General features: G+C 65.4%; 15 protein-coding genes. 13 read left to right on the top strand and 2 right to left on the bottom strand.

The features are described from left to right. Positions 1-20: 20 nt before the first annotated feature. Complete coding sequence (locus ADBZ9O_RS29830) at positions 21-815, bottom strand: hypothetical protein (protein WP_526527022.1); 795 nt, start codon at positions 813-815, stop codon at positions 21-23. 677 nt (positions 816-1,492) lie between these two features. Between ADBZ9O_RS29830 and ADBZ9O_RS29825 the strand changes: the two genes are divergently transcribed. The 5 genes from ADBZ9O_RS29825 to nhaA are packed head-to-tail and all read left to right on the top strand — an operon-like array spanning position 1,493 to position 8,080. Further along, positions 1,493-2,410 carry a hypothetical protein gene (locus ADBZ9O_RS29825; RefSeq protein WP_526527020.1) on the top strand — a complete coding sequence of 306 codons (918 nt, stop codon included), beginning with the start codon at positions 1,493-1,495 and terminating at the stop codon, positions 2,408-2,410. Next, positions 2,407-3,090 (top strand): TrmH family RNA methyltransferase, encoded by a 684-nt coding sequence (locus ADBZ9O_RS29820; protein ID WP_526527018.1) that lies wholly within the window; start codon positions 2,407-2,409, stop codon positions 3,088-3,090. The genes ADBZ9O_RS29825 and ADBZ9O_RS29820 overlap by 4 nt, the downstream gene beginning before the upstream one ends. A 16-nt stretch (positions 3,091-3,106) precedes the next feature. Then, complete coding sequence (locus ADBZ9O_RS29815) at positions 3,107-4,258, top strand: glycoside hydrolase family 76 protein (RefSeq protein ID WP_526527016.1); 1,152 nt, start codon at positions 3,107-3,109, stop codon at positions 4,256-4,258. Continuing rightward, entirely contained in the window at positions 4,251-6,215 is a 1,965-nt protein-coding gene (locus ADBZ9O_RS29810; RefSeq protein WP_526527014.1) for an acetoacetate--CoA ligase, read from the top strand. Before ADBZ9O_RS29815 ends, ADBZ9O_RS29810 begins: the two co-directional genes overlap by 8 nt. Positions 6,216-6,259: 44 nt before the next feature. Next, the gene (nhaA, locus tag ADBZ9O_RS29805) at positions 6,260-8,080 is read left to right on the top strand and encodes a Na+/H+ antiporter NhaA (protein ID WP_526533660.1); all 1,821 of its coding nucleotides are present in this window, start codon (positions 6,260-6,262) and stop codon (positions 8,078-8,080) included. Between the two features lie 56 nt (positions 8,081-8,136). Here the strand turns inward: nhaA and ADBZ9O_RS29800 are convergent, their stop codons facing one another. Beyond that, positions 8,137-9,123 carry a LysR family transcriptional regulator gene (locus ADBZ9O_RS29800; RefSeq protein ID WP_526527012.1) on the bottom strand — a complete coding sequence of 329 codons (987 nt, stop codon included), beginning with the start codon at positions 9,121-9,123 and terminating at the stop codon, positions 8,137-8,139. A gap of 23 nt (positions 9,124-9,146) precedes the next feature. Between ADBZ9O_RS29800 and ADBZ9O_RS29795 the strand changes: the two genes are divergently transcribed. The 8 genes from ADBZ9O_RS29795 to ADBZ9O_RS29760 are packed head-to-tail and all read left to right on the top strand — an operon-like array spanning position 9,147 to position 17,907. Next, positions 9,147-10,307, top strand: coding sequence for an XdhC family protein (locus ADBZ9O_RS29795; protein ID WP_526527010.1), 1,161 nt, complete (start codon positions 9,147-9,149; stop codon positions 10,305-10,307). 60 nt (positions 10,308-10,367) lie between these two features. Beyond that, a complete protein-coding gene (locus ADBZ9O_RS29790) occupies positions 10,368-11,264 on the top strand; it encodes an FAD binding domain-containing protein (RefSeq protein WP_526527009.1) in 897 nt (298 codons plus the stop codon). An 11-nt stretch (positions 11,265-11,275) separates the two neighbouring features. After that, on the top strand, positions 11,276-11,818 hold the full coding sequence (locus ADBZ9O_RS29785; protein WP_526527007.1) for a (2Fe-2S)-binding protein: 543 nt from the start codon (positions 11,276-11,278) through the stop codon (positions 11,816-11,818). Next, complete coding sequence (locus tag ADBZ9O_RS29780) at positions 11,818-14,217, top strand: aerobic carbon-monoxide dehydrogenase large subunit (RefSeq protein ID WP_526527005.1); 2,400 nt, start codon at positions 11,818-11,820, stop codon at positions 14,215-14,217. Before ADBZ9O_RS29785 ends, ADBZ9O_RS29780 begins: the two co-directional genes overlap by 1 nt. A gap of 8 nt (positions 14,218-14,225) precedes the next feature. Then, positions 14,226-15,122 carry an XdhC family protein gene (locus ADBZ9O_RS29775; RefSeq protein ID WP_526527003.1) on the top strand — a complete coding sequence of 299 codons (897 nt, stop codon included), beginning with the start codon at positions 14,226-14,228 and terminating at the stop codon, positions 15,120-15,122. Further along, positions 15,119-16,006, top strand: coding sequence for an ATP-binding protein (locus tag ADBZ9O_RS29770; RefSeq protein WP_526527001.1), 888 nt, complete (start codon positions 15,119-15,121; stop codon positions 16,004-16,006). Before ADBZ9O_RS29775 ends, ADBZ9O_RS29770 begins: the two co-directional genes overlap by 4 nt. Positions 16,007-16,039: 33 nt before the next feature. After that, complete coding sequence (locus ADBZ9O_RS29765) at positions 16,040-16,711, top strand: SRPBCC family protein (protein ID WP_526526999.1); 672 nt, start codon at positions 16,040-16,042, stop codon at positions 16,709-16,711. Then, complete coding sequence (locus tag ADBZ9O_RS29760) at positions 16,708-17,907, top strand: vWA domain-containing protein (RefSeq protein WP_526526997.1); 1,200 nt, start codon at positions 16,708-16,710, stop codon at positions 17,905-17,907. The genes ADBZ9O_RS29765 and ADBZ9O_RS29760 overlap by 4 nt, the downstream gene beginning before the upstream one ends. The last annotated feature ends 10 nt before the right edge of the window (positions 17,908-17,917 follow it).

Raw genomic sequence — 17,917 nt, 5'->3', positions numbered from 1 at the left:
CGAATTGTGGCCGGAGTTAATTATGCCAGCTCACTAAACGCGTCGATGCCCGCCCGCCCGGCGACCGCGCCGCGGCCACGAAAGAACGAGTTCGAGCCTTCGTCGGCGAATGCCATTCTGCTCAGCGCCCGCGATTCGGCGAGCATCTTCGAAACCTGTTCGGGCTCCGCGAATTTTGTGAAGGTTCGGCGGTCCCACCACATCATCCGGGTTTCGTAGCGCTCGTCGGGGTACGGCGTCGGCGGAATGTGTTCGGCCACCACACCTCCCGAGGAACGCCAGCGACCAAGCACGTGAGCACCCGCGGTGGCCATGCAGAACTGAATATCCAACAGCGTCATCGCATGTGATGCCGAGCGGGCCAGGACGCGGGCGAGCGAATGATGGCGCGAGCGGTCAGGGGTCACCCAGGCGGTTTTCATCTCCAGGACACCGAACGGGATGCGGTCGTCGATCATTTTGCGGACCGCAGGCAGACCCGGTTGCCCCGCCCACTCGACGACGGCGTGTGAATCGTCAGCGGATGTCAGCGGGCCCTTTGCCCGCAGGCCGGCAACGACGTGTCCTTCCGCGTCGATGGCGGCGAAGAATAGTATGGTGTCTTCGCCGCAGCGCAGCTGGTCCATATCGAGCGCGTCCTGGGCGCCGTACTTTTGGTAGCTGTGCACGGCGCCGTCGACGTATTCGTCCCATAGTTCGGGCTCTGTCCGCGGCTGTGCGAGGACGAGTGTGCACTCCGATTCGGCGTCCCACCAGCGCGGGCTGGTGGTGAGATCGAGTGTGTGCTCGCGCGCGTAGGCGAGAGGAGCGTTCACTGTCGTTCCTATTCTTTAGTGTGCCGTCTGACCGGTACTGCAGGCCTGTCGTGGTGACCGACCCGGGTTTGCGTGCCCCCCGCATGTGCTAATAAGCAGTTCCAATTATCTCGCGAATTGTGCCGTTTACAGCGACGTTCGCCCTGATCAAGGGCATTTCCGGCAGTACTGCCTGCTAGGTCACCCGCGATTTGCATACAATCCGGTGTGCTATGGGTCATGACAGCCCATATCACCCCCCGTCAGGGGTGGGTCACAGCAATCTCTGAGCGGTTCAAGATTATTAGCGGGGTCGTTGATTCGTCTGTCGATGAAGTCACTGAGTGTGCGTGCATCGGGGATGTCGCTGGCGGTCTCGAGAACGTAACAACCGGTACTTGCGCGGGTGCACGTTCGCCACGAGTGGGCCTCCGTGCGGTTATTCGCCTGGCGGGCACGCCGATAGCCATGCGCGCGTCGCGTCTCGGCGGATTCGGGATCCCAATTTCTTTGCTCATCCGCCCGGTACGCGGAGGTCCGCCATCGACCGGTGGTGGGGTCTTCTGTCGAGGACGTGCGATCGTGGCGAAGTTACTCTTCAGTAGCGCCGTGCGTAGCTGAAGTGGTCGCGACGTACAGTGCAGCAACGGAGTTCGTCTCTCATGACCCATCGGAGACCCATCGGAACTGGAGTTGGAGTGCACGCCGAACGAGTCCCCAAGGCGCTTCGGGGTGCCATCGCGCTCGTCGCCGTCCTGTCGCTGACTCTGCTTGGCTGCTCCAGCGATACCACCGCGGCCGATCCGTTTGGCGCCACAGCCGCCAAGATCGGCGAATCCGTGTCGGTACTGGGATGGAACATCTCGGTGGCCAATCTGCGATTCGAGGCCGACCACGTTCTGATCGATGTCGACGCCGCACCCTCGGATCCGTCGGCGCCGCGGGCCAAACCCCAAGACATCCGGTTCGGTCTGTACGGATCGCTGGCCCACCCGATCGAGGCGACCGGTATCGGCAGCTGTGCCGACGTGCAGGGCAGCGATATCGCCCCGCTGGAGACACCGTCGGCTGACCGGCTGAGCGGCACCGTGTGCATCGGGCCGATCCGGGACCAATCGCAAGTCCGTGGTGTCTACGCGTACTCGCCGCACGAGCGGATACCGGCCACTGCGGTTGCCTACGCCGCCGCATATCCGGTCGGTGTGCCGCCGACGAACGTCAACGACACGGGCCTGATCGTCAGCACGACGAGCTTGGACGCCTGGCGTGCCGACGGCACCCAATTGTCCCCGGCGAGCCTTGGTGACGCCGCGGCGTTCACCGGCAACGGTTACATGTTGCTCGGCCTGCGCGCGGACGCCGTGGTGTCGGAGTACCGAGACGATTCGACCCGCCGGGGCGGCCCACTCATGCTGGTGGTGGCGCCGACGCTGCCTCCGCCGGGGCTGAATCCCGCCTGCCTGGCCTATGGCTCGTCGGTCCTGGTGTTGCCGGACGCCTCGCTGGATTCGGTGCACGTGGAGGCATCGTTGTGCACGCAGGGTGAGATCAACGGGGCGCTGTTGTATGCCACCGTGTCAGTGATCGGTACCCATGCGGCGGTCTGGACCAAGTGAGCGAGCCAGGCCCCGCCGAGCCAGTTCCCTCCGAGTCGGGCCCCTCGGAATGGGGACCGTCGAATGGGGTCGGGCCGTGGGAAACCGAGCACGATGGCCCGGCTCCTCAGGACCCGCGCTATGACCCTGAACTGCTGCGCGACGGCGATACCCGCAATGTCGTCGACGCCTACCGGTACTGGACCCGCGAGGCGATCATCGCCGATATCGACAACCGCCGCCACAGCCTGCACATCGCGATCGAGAACTTCGGCAATGACGCCAATATCGGCGGTGTGGTCCGGACCGCGAACGCCTTTGCCGTCGACACCGTGCACATCGTGGGCCGGCGCCGCTGGAATCGGCGCGGTGCCATGGTGACCGACCGCTACCAGCGACTGCGCCACCATGACACTCCCGCTGAACTCCTGAGCTTTGCCGTCGATGCGGGCCTGGCGGTGGTGGCGGTCGACAACGTGGCGGGCTCGGTGCGACTTGAGGAGACGCCACTGCCGCGCAACACCCTGCTGGTCTTTGGTCAAGAGGGGCCCGGTATCAGCGAAGAGACCAGGACCGGCGCCGAACTCATCGTGTCGATCGCGCAGTTCGGCTCTACCCGCAGCATGAACGCCTCCGTCGCCGCCGGGATAGCGATGCACAGCTGGATCCGGCAATGGGGTGACCTCGGCCACGCCTGGTAGGGCAGGATATGGCGATATGGATCAGGTATGGGGCAACCGTGCGGCCTCTGCTGAGGCCGCCATCGCTGCGCGACATCTCAAGAAATTATGGGCACTGCCCGGTACGCAGCTCGGCGTCGTGGCGTGGCCGCCGACCAAGCGCGACAAGCGATTCCTGACGTGGCACTACTGGTGGCAGGCACATCTGCTCGACTGTCTGATCGATGCGCAGGTCCGCGATCCGAAGCCAGAGCGGGTGGCCAGCATTGTCCGGCAGATCCGCTCGCACCGACTGCGTAACAACGGATCCTGGATCAACGCGTACTACGACGATATGGCGTGGCTGGCATTGGCGATCGAACGTGCCGGCCGCCTCGTCGGCGTCGAGAAGCCCGGCGCGTGCCAGAAACTCGCCGAACAGTTCCTCAACGCCTGGGTGCCCGAGGACGGCGGCGGCATCCCATGGCGCAAGCAGGACCAGTTCTTCAACGCCCCGGCCAACGGGCCGGCCGGGATCTTCCTGGCCCGCTATGACGACCGGCTGCGGCGCGCCCAGCAGATGGCCGATTGGATCGACGAGAATCTGATCGATCCAGACACTCATCTGGTGTTCGACGGGATCAAGGCGGGCTCGCTGGTACGGGCCCAGTACACCTACTGTCAGGGCGTGGTCGTCGGGCTCGAGACCGAACTGGCCGTCCGCACCGTTGACGAGCGGCACGCGCAGCGGGTGCACCGCCTCGTTGCCGCAATCAGTGAGCAGATGGCGCCCGACGGTGTGCTCAAGGGAACCGGCGGCGGTGACGGCGGCCTGTTCGGCGGCGTCACGGCGCGCTATCTCGCACTGGTGGCGACATCGCTGCCCGGGGATAGCGCCGAGGATGTCGCCGCCCGCGATACGGCGCGCACCATCGTGCTGACGTCTGCGCAGTCGGCATGGGATTACCGCCAGACCGTTGACGGGCTGCCGCTGTTCGGTCCCTTCTGGGACCGGGCCGCAGTGCTCCCCGTCGCGGGCGGGAAAGAAGCCGAGTTCGTCGAAGGTGCGGTCAACGCGTCAGAAGTCCCCGAACGCGATCTGTCGGTGCAGTTATCGGGCTGGATGCTGATGGAAGCGGCTTATGCCTTAGAGAAAAAAGCCGCAGAGAAAAACGCCGTAGAGAATGGAGCGATCGACACCGATGAGTGACCACGGCGGTTGGACACCTGATATCCAGACCGTTGCGCAGGCCAATATCACCCGGTTCATGGACTGGCTGCGCGATACCGGGCGCGGCGACTATGCCGACTACACCGAACTGTGGGAAGCCTCGGTCAGCGATATCGGCTGGTTCTGGGAATCGATCTGGAAATTCTTCGATGTGCAGGCGGACACGCCAGCCGACAAGCCACTTGGTACGCGCGAAATGCCGGGCGCTCAATGGTTTCCGGGGGCAACGCTGAACTATGTGAACCAGGTTTTCCGACATGCCACCGCGGATCGGCCCGCGTTGATAGCAGTCGGCGAAGACGGTTCCGCCGACTGGTCATGGGACCGGTTGAGGGCCGAAACTGCTTCCTTCGCAGCGTATTTGCGCGGCATCGGCGTGCAGCCTGGGGACCGGGTGGTCGGCTACCTGCCGAATATCGGCGAGGCCGTCGTCGCGTTGCTCGGTGCGGCGGCCGTCGGCGCCACCTGGGCGGTGTGTAATCCCGATCTCGCAGTCGATGGCGTCGTGTCCCGGCTCGCACAGCTAGAACCCACGGTGCTGGTGGCCGCTGACGGCTCCGTCTATGGCGGAAAGAACCGGGACAAGCGCGGCGAGCTCGCCGAGATCCGCGCCCAGCTCCCGACCCTCAAAGCCACCGTGGTGGTACCGAGGATCGGTCTGGAGGTCGGCGAGGACGTCACGCCGTGGGCACACACAATCCACGATGACGCCGAATTAGACGTCAACGCAGTACCTTTCGATCATCCGCTGTGGGTGCTGTTCTCCTCCGGGACCACCGGCACACCGAAGGGCATCGTGCATGGGCACGGCGGGGTCCTGCTCGAGCATCTCAAATACCTCAGCCTGCAGGTAGATCTGAAACCCGGCGACCGGTTTCTGTGGCAGTCCACCACCAGCTGGATGATGTGGAACTTCCTGGTGGGTGGGCTGCTGGTCGGCGCGACGATCGTGCTCTACGACGGTAGCCCCACCTACCCCCATACCGACAGCTTGTGGCAGGTGGCCGCCGATCACCAGGTCACCGTGCTCGGCGGGGGAGCGGGCTACTTTCTGGCCTGCGCGAAAGAAGAGTTGCACCCGGGGATCCCGGCACAGGGTGGCTATCCGCTGGAGTCGCTGCGCTCGGTCGGATCGACTGGTTCACCCCTGCCCGCCTCCGGTTTCCGCTGGATACAGGACGGCGTCGGCCGCCAGATCCCAGTCCAGTCCTGCAGTGGCGGAACAGATGTGGTGACAGCATTCATCGGCGGCAGCCCCATTGTGCCGGTGGTCGCGGGCGAGCTGTCGTGTCTGGCGCTCGGCGCCGCGGTCGAGGCCCGCGCCGACGATGGCCGCGCGGTGATCGGCGAAGCCGGTGAGCTTGTCGTGACCGAGCCCATGCCGTCGATGCCGGTGTTCTTCTGGAATGATCCCGACGGATCCCGTTACCGCGACGCCTATTTCGACAAATATCCCGGCGTCTGGTGCCACGGCGACTGGCTCACCATCACCGACCGCGGGTCCGTCGTCGTGCACGGCCGCAGCGATGCCACCCTCAACCGCGGTGGGGTCCGGATGGGGAGTGCGGAGATCTACAACGCGGTGGAGCGGATGCCGGAGGTGCAGGACTGCCTCGTCGTGGGGGTTGAGAAGGACGACGGTGGTTACTGGATGCCACTTTTCGTGTCGCTGGCGGAGCGCCCGGACGGCCCAGCGGAACTCGACGACGATCTGAAGAACAAGATCGCCGCTGCGATCCGCACGGGTGCATCGCCGCGGCATGTACCCGACGAGATCATCGGAGTGCCAGGTATCCCACGGACCATGACGGGTAAGCGCCTGGAGATACCGATCAAACGCATCCTGCTGGGGGCAGAACCCGATCTGGTGGTGTCGTCGAGTGCCGTCGACCGCCCAGAGTTGCTCGCTGGGTTCAGCGGGTACCGCCCCCCGTGACGGAGCCGCCCGCCGAAGACACCACCTCCGGGGCCGGGCCTCGCCTGATTCGGTTGTTACCCAGCCGCTTTGGTCGTGATCCCACCGCACCCCGCAATGGCGAGAACATCGGTGCCGCGCTGCTGCTGCTGTTCACGATCGCCGCAATCGGCTGGGCCAATTCGCCGTGGGCGCAGACCTATGTCGAGTTCTGGAGCACCCCGGTCGGCGTCACGTTCGGTGATCTGCACGCCGAACTGACTGTCAAGGCGCTCGTCAACGACGGTCTGATGGCGTTCTTCTTCTTCATCGTCGGCCTCGAAGTCACCAGTCAGTTCACCATCGGTGAACTGACCGACCGGGCCAGAGCCTCGGTACCGGTGATCGCGGCTATCGCGGGGCTGACACTGCCTGCGATCGTCTTCCTGTTGTTCAACCCCAGCGGCGCCGACGCGCAGGCCTGGGGCGTGGTGATTTCCACCGATACCGCGTTCCTGGTCGGGGCGTTGGCGGTCATCGGCCCGAAGTATCCGGCCCGATTACGCACCTTCCTGCTGACCTTGGCGGTCGTCGACGACGTTGGCGCGCTGCTGGTGATCGCGCTGTTCTATTCCGATCACATCGAGATGGTGCCGTTGATTGTCGCGGCGGCGCTGCTGGCCGCTATCGCCCTGGTGCGACACTTGCCCGCCGGCCGGGGCCCGGCGTACTCGGTGTTGGCCTTCGCGTTATGGCTGGCGTTGTTCTCCGGTGGGGTGCACCCCACCTTGGCTGGTGTCGGTGTGGCGCTGCTCATTCCGGTGTTCACCCCGCAGCGCAATCGCGTGGAGGGTGCGGTGGAGGTGATCCGAGCTTTCCGTCAGTCACCGAACTCCGAATACGCCAGGGCGGCCACCCGCAGCCTGCGGGAATCCATTTCGATCAACGAGCGGCTCCAGACCGGCTTCGGCCCGTATGTGTCGTTTGTCGTCCTGCCGCTGTTCGCACTGGCCAACGCCGGAGTCCGACTGGACCATGACACGGTCTCCGCGGCCGTCCGGTCGCCGCTGACCTGGGGCATCATCGCGGGCCTGGTTATCGGCAAACTGATCGGTATCACCGGGGCGACCGCGTTGGTCCGTGCCGTCGGGCTGGGCGAGCTGGCGCCAGGGTTGACCCTGCGGCGGGTCGCAGGCGGTGCGGCCTTATCCGGTATCGGCTTCACCATTTCGCTGTTCATCATCGACCTGGCCATCGAGGATCCGGCCAAACAGGATGCTGCCCGGGTCGGGGTGCTTGCCGCGTCGGTACTGGCATTTCTGTTGGGCTGGGCCATCTTCCGCATCACCGACCGGCTGAGCCCACCGGTCATGGTCGGCGGTCATCTGCTGCGGCCGGTCGATCCGGCCCGTGACCACATCAGAGGTCGCCCAGATGCGCCGATATCGCTGGTCGAATACGGCGATTTCGAATGTCCGTTCTGCAGCCGGGCCACCGGATCGATCGATGAGGTTCGCGCGCACTTCGGCGACGACTTCCAATACGTCTGGCGCCATTTGCCTTTGGAGAAAGTGCATCCGCGGGCCATGGATGCCGCGCGGGCGAGCGAGGCTGCGGCCATGCAGGGCAAGTTCTTCGAGATGGCCACGGCGATGTTCGAATTCCAGGACTACCTGGAGTGGGAGCACATTTACCGTTACGCCGACGGGGTGGGTTGCGATATCTCGAAGTTCGACGAAGATCTGCGCTCGTCGAAGGTGTTGCACCGGGTGGAAGACGACGCCCAGGACGCTGAGCTGATGGATCTGAACTCAACGCCGACGTTCTTCGTCAACGGTAGACGACACAAGGGTCCGTGGGACGCGGCCAGCCTGATCCGCGCACTCGAAGAGGGCAGAGAGCTTTAGTCCGATTGCGCCACTCCTCCTCATCGCTCGTGCCTCGCTCTGCATCGGTCGTGACGCTAACTCCAGAGCGTCACATGGACTTTCGGCTTGAAACGGGTGACGCCGACACCGGTGCCGCGGATCATCGCCTGCGTACAACGCGGTGTGGTGATGAATCGCACCAGTTCTGAGACTGCGGGCTGTCGCGAGGCAGGCGGCAGCGTGAATGCCACCCACTCGCCCTCCGTCTGTAGACCCGGGCCCTTGATATGGGTCAGTCGTTTCGCCGACAGGTCTTTGCCGACTGCGAAGCCGACCGACAGCGTGACACCGCCGACTCGCTGGACCTCCTCCAGTGCCGCGGCGTCGCTCTGGAAGATCCGCTGGTGCTCCTCGGGAATGCCGAGTTTGTTTAGCATCAAACCGATTTCACCATCGACGCTGCCCGCGGACGGCCCCAGCATCCACATCTGTTCGCGGAGCAGGGTCGCCGAGGGCTTAGTCGCAGCGGGCGTAGCCGCCGACTGCGCGAGCGGACTGTCCGGTGCGGCCACCGTGATGATCTGGTACTTCAGGAACGGGCGGGCCGCGATGGTGTCGGTGCCGTCGGCGGGGACGGCGCTGGCGGGACCCAGCGCCACGTCGACCGCCCTGGATTCGATGAGATAGCGAAACTGACTGGCCGGGTGCACGCTCAGCTCCACCGACAGGTCATCGGCGCGCGACGAGAACAGCTCGATCAGGCCGGGCGCCGCATGCTCGGCGAACGCGCTTGACGCCGCTATCCGTAGCAGTCGCCTGCCGTGCGCGGCCTCGGTCACCTCGATCGCCGTCTGCCGTTGCAGGCCCAGTATCTCGATGGCCCGGCTGGCCAGCCGCAAACCGCCCGGGGTAAAGGCCAGTCCGGCTCCAGTCCTGGTGAACAGCTGGTCGTCGAGTTCCTTGCGCAGCTGGGTGACATGCAGCGAGACACCTGCGTCGGACATGCCTAGTTCGGCTGCCGCCGCATGCACCGAACCGAGTCGGACCACCGCTGAGTACGCGCGAAGTTGTGCCGGTGTCACAAAATGAGCCTACGTTTGATTTCGTGAGGGACGTGCTTGGTGATGTGATGGCGGTTTGGCGTGCCGGTGGCACGGCGGGCCTCGCGACCGTCGTGCGGACGTATTCCTCGGCCCCGCGGTTGCCGGGTGCGTCGATGGTCGTCGCACCCGATGGCACGGTCAGCGGATCGGTTTCCGGCGGTTGCGTCGAGGGTGCCGTCTACGAGTTGGCCACCGAGGTGACGACCACTGGTGCGCCGGTACTGCAGCGCTACGGTGTCAGCGACGATGACGCCTTCGCGGTCGGTCTGACCTGCGGTGGGACCATCGATATCTTCGTTGAGCCGGTGTCGCAGAACACCTTTCCCGAACTTGCGGATCTCGCCGATGACATCGTGAATCACCGGCCCGCAGCCATCGCGACGGTGATCGCCCACGAGGACGCGGCCTGGGTCGGCCGGCGACTGGTCATCCGGGGTGACGACGTCAGTGGTGCGCTGGGATCTCCGCGCGCGGATTCGGCTGTCACCGACGACGCGCGCGGCTTGCTGGCGGCCGGCCGCAGCGGGGTGCTGACCTACGGGCCTGACGGGCAGCGTCGTGGCGTCGGCATGGAGATCTTCGTCGCCAGTTACGCACCCCGACCCCGCATGCTGGTATTTGGCGCCATCGACTTCGCCGCGGCCGTTGCACAGCAGGGATCGTTCCTGCGCTACCGGGTCACGGTGTGCGACGCGCGACCGGTGTTTGCGACGTCGGCCCGGTTCCCGACGGCGGACGAGGTCGTCGTGGAATGGCCGCACCGCTACCTGGCTGCCCAAGCCGACGCCGGCGCCATCGACGCGCGGACTGTGATCTGCGTGCTCACCCACGACCCGAAGTTCGACGTCCCGCTGCTCGAGGTCGCGCTGCGGTTGCCCGAGGTCGCCTATGTCGGCGCGATGGGCTCTCGTCGTACCCACGACGACCGGCTGCTTCGGCTGCGGGAGGCGGGGCTGACCGACACCGAACTGGACCGGCTGTCCAGTCCCATCGGACTGGACCTCGGGGGCAGGACGCCGGAGGAAACGGCGGTGTCGATCGCGGCCGAGATCATTGCCCGCAGGTGGGGCGGTGGGGGTCGTCCATTGGCCGAGGTACCGGGCCGTATCCACCATCACCTGCAGCAACATAGCCAGTTAAGCGATTCCTTAACCGGCTATTGACCAATCGGTGACACCGGCCAACACTGGGGCTCCCTTCCCAGAAGATGTGAGGCCAGTCACATGCAAGTTCCCGGCCCATTCGAGTACGAACGCGCAACCAGCGTGGAGCACGCCGTGGGTCTGCTTGACCGCCTCGGTGACGGTGCCCTGCTCGTCGCCGGCGGTCACAGCCTGCTGCCGATGATGAAGCTGCGGATCGCCAACCCGGAGTACCTGGTCGACATCAACGACCTCGCCGGAGAGCTCGGTTACATCGTTACCGACCCGACGATCGCGCGCCTCGGGGCGATGACCCGGCATCGCGAAGTCCTGGATTCCGCCGCGCTGGCCGCGGTGCTCCCAATCTTCCGTGACGCCGAAAAGGTGATCGCCGACCCGGTGGTACGCAATCGCGGCACTGTCGGCGGCTCGCTGTGTCAGGCCGACCCGGCCGAGGACCTCACGACGGTCTGCATGGTGCTCGACGCGGTCTGTGTGGCCCGCGGCCCCGCCGGCCAGCGGGAGATCTCGATCGATGATTTCCACGAGGGTCCCTACGAGACGTCGCTGGCGCACAACGAGATGCTGATCGAAGTGCGGATTCCCATCCGGCACAACATGTCTAGTGCGTATGCAAAAGTGGAACGCCGAGTCGGGGATTGGGCGGTCGCCGCCGCAGGTGCCGCGGTCACCCTCGATGCCGACCAGGGCACGATAGTCGCCGGTCGGGTGGGTCTGACCGCGGTCAACCCTGATACCGAGGGTCTGCGAGCGCTGGCTGAATCACTGGCAGGCCGGCCGGCCACGGAGGCCACCTTCGCCGAGGCGGGTCGAGCCGCAGCGCAAGCCTGCGAGCCGGTCTCCGATATGCGCGGCAGCGCTGACTACAAACGCCATCTGGCGTCCGAACTGACCATCCGCACTCTGCGCACGTCTGTGGAACGGGTGCGCAATGCGCCTGTCCCGCAAGGGAATTAAAAGGAGCTTTAATGCAGGTCAACATGACAGTCAACGGTGATTCGGTCAGCGCCGACATCGAGCCGCGACTGCTGCTCGTGCACTTTCTCCGCGATCAGCTACGCCTGACCGGAACACATTGGGGCTGCGACACGTCGAACTGCGGCACGTGTGTGGTCAGCGTCGACGGTGAGCCGGTGAAGTCCTGCACGATGCTCGCCGCGATGGCCTCCGGTCATGACGTTCGAACGGTCGAGGGCATGGAGGTGGACGGCAAGCTGGACCCGGTGCAGGAGGGGTTCATGCAGTGCCACGGCCTGCAGTGCGGGTTCTGCACCCCCGGCATGATGATCACCGCCCGCGCATTGCTCGACCGGATACCCGATCCGGATGAGGAGACCATCCGCGAAGCCATCTCCGGCCAGATCTGCCGGTGCACCGGCTACACCACGATCGTCCGGTCCATCCAATGGGCGGCCAGGGCAGGGCGCGACGACTTCGCCCCCGAGGCTCAGACCGAGGACACCCTCGGTGGCGACGCCGGCGATCACCTCATCGAAGCCGGGAGCAAGTGATGACAACGACCGAGGTTCGGCCGCCGTCTGAGAACGATCGGGCCGATAACGACAAGAAGCCCTGTGGCTACGGCCGGATGCTGCGTAAGGAAGATCCGCGCTTCATTCGAGGCAAGGGCAACTACGTCGACGACATCAATCTGCACGGCATGCTGCACCTGGCGATCCTGCGCTCGCCGTACGCGCACGCCAAGATCACCGGCATCGATGTCTCTGCCGCCCTTGCACATCCGAAGGTCAAGGCCGTGGTGACCGGGGCCGATCTGGCCGAAAAGGGTCTGGCCTGGATGCCGACCCTGTCCAACGACGTGCAGGCGGTGCTGGCCACCGACAAGGTCCGATTCCAGGGCCAGGAGGTGGCGTTCGTCGTCGCCGAGGACCGCTACTCCGCGCGTGACGCGCTGGAACTGATCGACGTCGATTACGAACCACTACAACCCGTTGTCGATGTTCGCCAAGCCCTGGCACCGGATGCCGAGATCATCCGGACCGACCTCGAAGGCAAGGCCGACAATCACTGTTTCGACTGGGAAACCGGTGATGCGGCTGCCACCGACGCCGTGTTCGCCAGGGCCGATGTGGTCGTTACCCAGGAGATCATCTACCCGCGGGTGCATCCCGCTCCGATGGAAACCTGTGGTGCGGTAGCCGATCTCGACCCGATCAGCGGCAAGCTCACCCTGTGGTCGACCACCCAGGCTCCGCATGCCCACCGGACGCTCTACGCATTGGTGGCCGGACTGCCCGAGCACAAGATCCGGGTCATCGCCCCCGATATCGGCGGCGGGTTCGGCAACAAGGTGCCCATCTACCCGGGGTACGTGTGCGCGATCGTCGGCTCGCTGATCCTCGGCAAGCCGGTCAAGTGGATGGAGGACCGCAGCGAGAACCTGACGTCCACCGGTTTCGCCCGCGACTACATCATGGTCGGCGATATCGCCGCGACCAAAGACGGCAAGATTCTCGCGATCCGCTCCAACGTGCTGGCCGATCACGGTGCCTTCAACTGCGTGGCATCGCCGCTGAAGTACCCGGCCGGCTTCTTCGGGGTGTTCACCGGCAGCTACGACATCGAGGCCGCGTACTGCCATATGACGGCGGTGTTCACCAACAAGGCCCCGGGCGGCGTGGCGTACGCCTGCTCCTTCCGTATCACCGAAGCCGTGTATTTCGTCGAACGCCTGGTGGACTGTCTGGCGCATGAGATGAAGATCGATCCAGCTGAGCTGCGCCTGCGAAACCTGTTGAAACCGGAGCAGTTTCCGTACAAATCCAAAACCGGCTGGGAATACGACTCGGGCGACTACGAGACCACCATGCGGTTGGCCATGGACATGATCGGCTACGACGAGTTGCGCCGTGAGCAGGCCGAGAAGCGTGACCGCGGCGAGCTGATGGGCATCGGCATGTCGTTCTTCACCGAGGCCGTCGGCGCAGGCCCGCGCAAGGATATGGACATCCTGGGCCTTGGCATGGCCGACGGGTGCGAGCTGCGGGTGCATCCGACGGGCAAGGCGGTGGTGCGGCTATCGGTGCAGACCCAGGGACAGGGCCATGAGACGACGTTCGCGCAGATCGTCGCCGAAGAGCTCGGTATCCCGCCGGAAGATATCGACGTGGTGCACGGTGACACCGACCAGACCCCGTTCGGCCTGGGCACCTACGGAAGTCGCTCCACCCCGGTATCGGGTGCGGCCGCGGCACTGGTGGCCCGCAAGGTCCGCGACAAGGCGAAGATCATCGCCTCGGGAATGTTGGAGGCCAGCGTCGCCGACCTGGAATGGGACAAAGGGTCCTTTCATGTGAAGGGCGATCCGACCGCCTCGGTGACCATCCAGGACATCGCGATGAAGGCCCACGGTGCCGGCGACCTCCCCGAGGGGCTGGAGGGCGGCCTGGATGCCCAGATCTGTTACAACCCGGAGAATCTCACCTACCCGTACGGGGCGTACTTCTGCGTTGTCGATATCGACCCCGGCACCGCGGTGGTCACGGTGCGCCGCTTCCTGGCTGTCGACGACTGTGGCACCCGGATCAACCCGATGATCATCGAAGGCCAGGTGCACGGCGGGATCGTCGACGGGATCGGGATGGCCCTGATGGAGATGATTGCCTTCGACGATGACGGCAACTGCCTGGGCGGATCGCTGATGGATTACCTGATCCCGACCGCCATGGAGGTGCCGCACCTGGAGACCGGGCACACCGTGACACCGTCACCGCACCACCCGATCGGAGCCAAAGGCGTCGGCGAATCGGCCACCGTTGGCTCCCCGCCGGCCGTGGTGAACGCCGTGGTGGATGCGTTGGCGCCGTTCGGGGTTCGGCACGCGGATATGCCGCTGACCCCATCGAGGGTGTGGGAGGCGATGCAAGGCCGCGCCACCCCGCCGATATGAGATCAGATATGACGATGACGGAGCGCGCTGCGCAGCTACGCGGGACCCGAACCCCGTTCGTGCACGCCACCGTCGTGCGCGCGCAACCACCCACCTCCGCGCATCCGGGCGATGAAGCGATCATGTTGTCCGACGGCACAATCGAAGGATTTGTCGGCGGGCAGTGTGCGCAGAACTCCGTCCGGAAGGCGGCGCTGGGCGCGCTACAGACCAATGAGAGCGTATTGCTGCGGGTGCTCCCCGACGGGGATGTGGCCTTCCCGGAGGCGCCCGGCGCATGTGTCGTGGTCAACCCGTGTCTCTCCGGTGGTGCGTTGGAGATCTTTCTGGTGCCCCAGGTGCCTGCGCCCCTGATCCGGGTGCACGGTGCGACACCCATCGCCGCCGCACTGGTCGAGATCTGCACGGTCCTGGGCTATGACGTGGTCGGTGGCGATTCGGTGGATGACCTGGCCGGCGCTGACCTGGCCGCTGCGACGGCGATCGTGATCGCGAGTCACGGTGGGCCAGAAGGCGAGATGGTCCGAGCGGCTCTCGACGCAGGCATCGGTTATATCGGGTTGGTGGCCAGCAGAATTCGTGGTGCCTCGGTGCTGGACGGGCTGGGGCTCTCCGACCAGGAGCGGGCCAGGGTGCATACTCCGGTCGGCCTGCCGATCGGGGCGAAGACACCGGCCGAGATCGCCGTGTCAGTGGTGGCAGAGGTGATCGCGGCGATCCGCGTCGACGGCCTGGACATCCCGATCCGTGCGGCGCATGTGGTGGACGAGGCGGTCGACCCGGTCTGCGGAATGTCGGTCGCCGTGGTCTCCGGCGCCGAACATCTGCATGTGGCCGGCGCTGACTACTGGTTCTGCGGTCCGGGCTGTCGGGCTTCCTTTGTTGCGACGCAGGCTGGCGGATGACGCCGAGCACGTTCACCGATGTCGATGATGTCGTGCATCGTTTCGACGCCCACGATCATCTCCTCGATGCGGGCACGGCCGCCGCGTTCTACCTGGCTACCGCCCTCGGTCGGCCACTGCTGTTGGAGGGGGAACCTGGCGTCGGCAAGACCTCGGCGGCGAAGACCCTTGCCAAGGTGCTTCGTTCACCGGTGGTCCGGTTGCAGTGTTACGAAGGGCTCACCGCGGCGGAGGCCCTCTACGATTGGAACTATCAGCGTCAACTGCTGGCGATTCGATTGGCCGAGGCGCGTGGCGCAGGTATCGAAGAATCGGACCTGTACACCGAGGCCTACCTGATCGACCGGCCGATCCTGCAGTGTGTGCGGTACCGGGGTGACAACCCGCCGGTGCTGCTTATCGACGAAATCGACCGTGCCGATGACGAATTCGAGGCGCTGCTGCTGGAATTCCTTGGTGAAGCTTCGGTGACGGTGCCCGAACTGGGCACCTTCACTGCGGAGCGACCACCGATCGCGGTCCTCACGTCCAACCGCAGTCGTGACCTGCACGACGCCCTGCGCCGGCGTTGTCTCTACCACTGGATCGACTACCCGGATCCAGCGCGCGCCGCGGAAATCGTGCGGCGTACTGTTCCTGGCGCCACCACGGCTCTCATCGAACAGACCACTCAGTTCGTAGGTGCGGCAAGGAAACTCGACCTGGACAAGCAGCCAGGGGTCGCCGAAACCATTGACTGGGTGGCAGCGCTCGTCGCACTGAAGGTGACCGACCTGGTGGCGGCGCAGACCCAGCACGCCCTGGCCAGCCTTGGCGCGCTGGCCAAAACCCCCGATGACCACGACGTGATCGCCGACGCGTTCGTCGAATACAGCTCGCCGTAACGGCGGGGTCGCGTACAGGAAAGGAAGAACCACATGAAGATCGCCAACGAGTTCACCGTCACAGCGCCGATAGGTCAGGCCTGGGAGCTGTTCAACGATCTGGAGCAAGTGATCCCGCTGATGCCAGGTGCCACGATGACCGGACACGAGGGTGACGACACTCTCGGCAAGGTGAAGATCAAAGTGGGGCCGGTGACCAGTGAGTTCAACGGCAAGGTGCGATTCGTCGAAAGCGACCGCGAGAACTACCGGGCCGTCATCGACGCCAAGGGCAAAGAGTCCCGCGGCACCGGCAACGCCGCGGCCACCGTCACCGCCATTCTGCACGAGGATGGCGACCGGACCCGGGTCACCGTCGACACCGATCTGAAGGTGGTCGGCAAGCTGGCTCAGTTCGGCAGCGGTATGTTGCAGCAAGTTTCGGAGAAGCTGCTCGGGCAGTTCGTGGAATCGCTTGAGGCCAAACTGGCCGCCGAGAACGCACCGGCTGTCCCCGCCACGGCGGCGCCCGCCGAGGATGCCGCGGAACCGACACCGGTCATTCCGTTGCAGGTGTCACCGCAACCCGAAGCCGCTCCGATCGACTTGCTGGAACTCGCGGGCGGCACGGCAATCAAGAAGTACCTACCGGTTGCGGTAGCCGCAGTCGTGGTGGCTGTCATCGTCGCGCTGATCGCCCGAAAGGGAGCACGCGCGGGCAGATGACTGCCCCGATCATGCTGCGCGGTGTGGACCGCGCAGCCTTCGCGGTCGCCCTGGTGGCCCGGTTGCGATCTGGCGGAGTGACCGTAGCGGCCAGCGGGGCATCGGGATTCGTTGCGGCACTGGACTACCTGACGCCGGTGTGGCAGCGCGAGCTGTATTGGGCTGCGCGTCTGACCTTGGTCAACCGAGTCGAGGACCTGCCGCGCTTCGACGCCGTTTTCGCCGAGGTGTTCGCCGACGCGGTGTTGGGGCTGGATCCGGTGGGCATGAAGTCTCCGCTGGGGTCGGCCGCGGCATCGGTGCCCGGGGTGCGCGGTGCGCAGGGCCCCACACTGGATGGCAGCGGTCTGCCATGGGTTACCCGGCCCACCTCGATCGCCGCCGCGGAATTTTCTGAGCTATCCGATACCGATATCGCGATCCCGGACGCCTTGCCAAGCCGACTGATCGCCCGCGCCGATGATGCCTTCGAGACGTTCGACGAGGGGGATCTGCGTCTGATCGGTACCTGGCTGGAAAAGGCGTCCGCGTCCTGGCCGCGGCGCCGCAGCCTGCGGCGTGAACTCAGCAGGCACGGCACCAGGATCGATCTGCGCCAGACGATGCGGGCATCGCGGACCACCGGGTGGGAGGTGGTCCGGCTGGTCCGGATGCGCCGGCGGCAACGTCCGCGGCGGATCGTATTCCTCTGCGACGTAAGCAGATCCATGCAGCCGTATGCGACCATCTATCTGCACCTGATGCGGGCGACGGTACTGCGTGGGGCCACCATCCGGCCTGAGGTATTCGCCTTTTCGACGTCGCTGACCCGGTTGACATCGGTGCTGTCGCATCGCTCGGCCGAGGTGGCGCTGGCACGGGCCAACGCCAAAGTCGGCGACCGCTACGGCGGCACGCACCTGGGTCGCAGCGTGGCCGCCATGTTGACCGCGCCGCACGGTAACGCGTTGCGCGGTGCGATCGTCATCATCGCGTCCGACGGTTGGGACTCCGATCCGCCGGAGGTACTCGGCCACGCGATGGCGCGGCTGCGTCGTCGCGCCCACCGCGTGGTGTGGCTCAATCCGCGCGCCGCCGCACCCGACTACCGACCGCTGGCCGGTTCGATGGCCGCGGCGCTGCCGTACTGCGATGTGCTGATGCCCGCGCACTCGTTGAGCGGCCTGCGTGAAATGTTCGTCGCCGTGGGCGCATAGCATCACAGTC

The organism is Mycobacterium sp. (assembly GCF_965229105.1).
Taxonomy (GTDB): domain Bacteria; phylum Actinomycetota; class Actinomycetes; order Mycobacteriales; family Mycobacteriaceae; genus Mycobacterium.
This window is presented reverse-complemented; position numbering and strand designations above follow the sequence as displayed.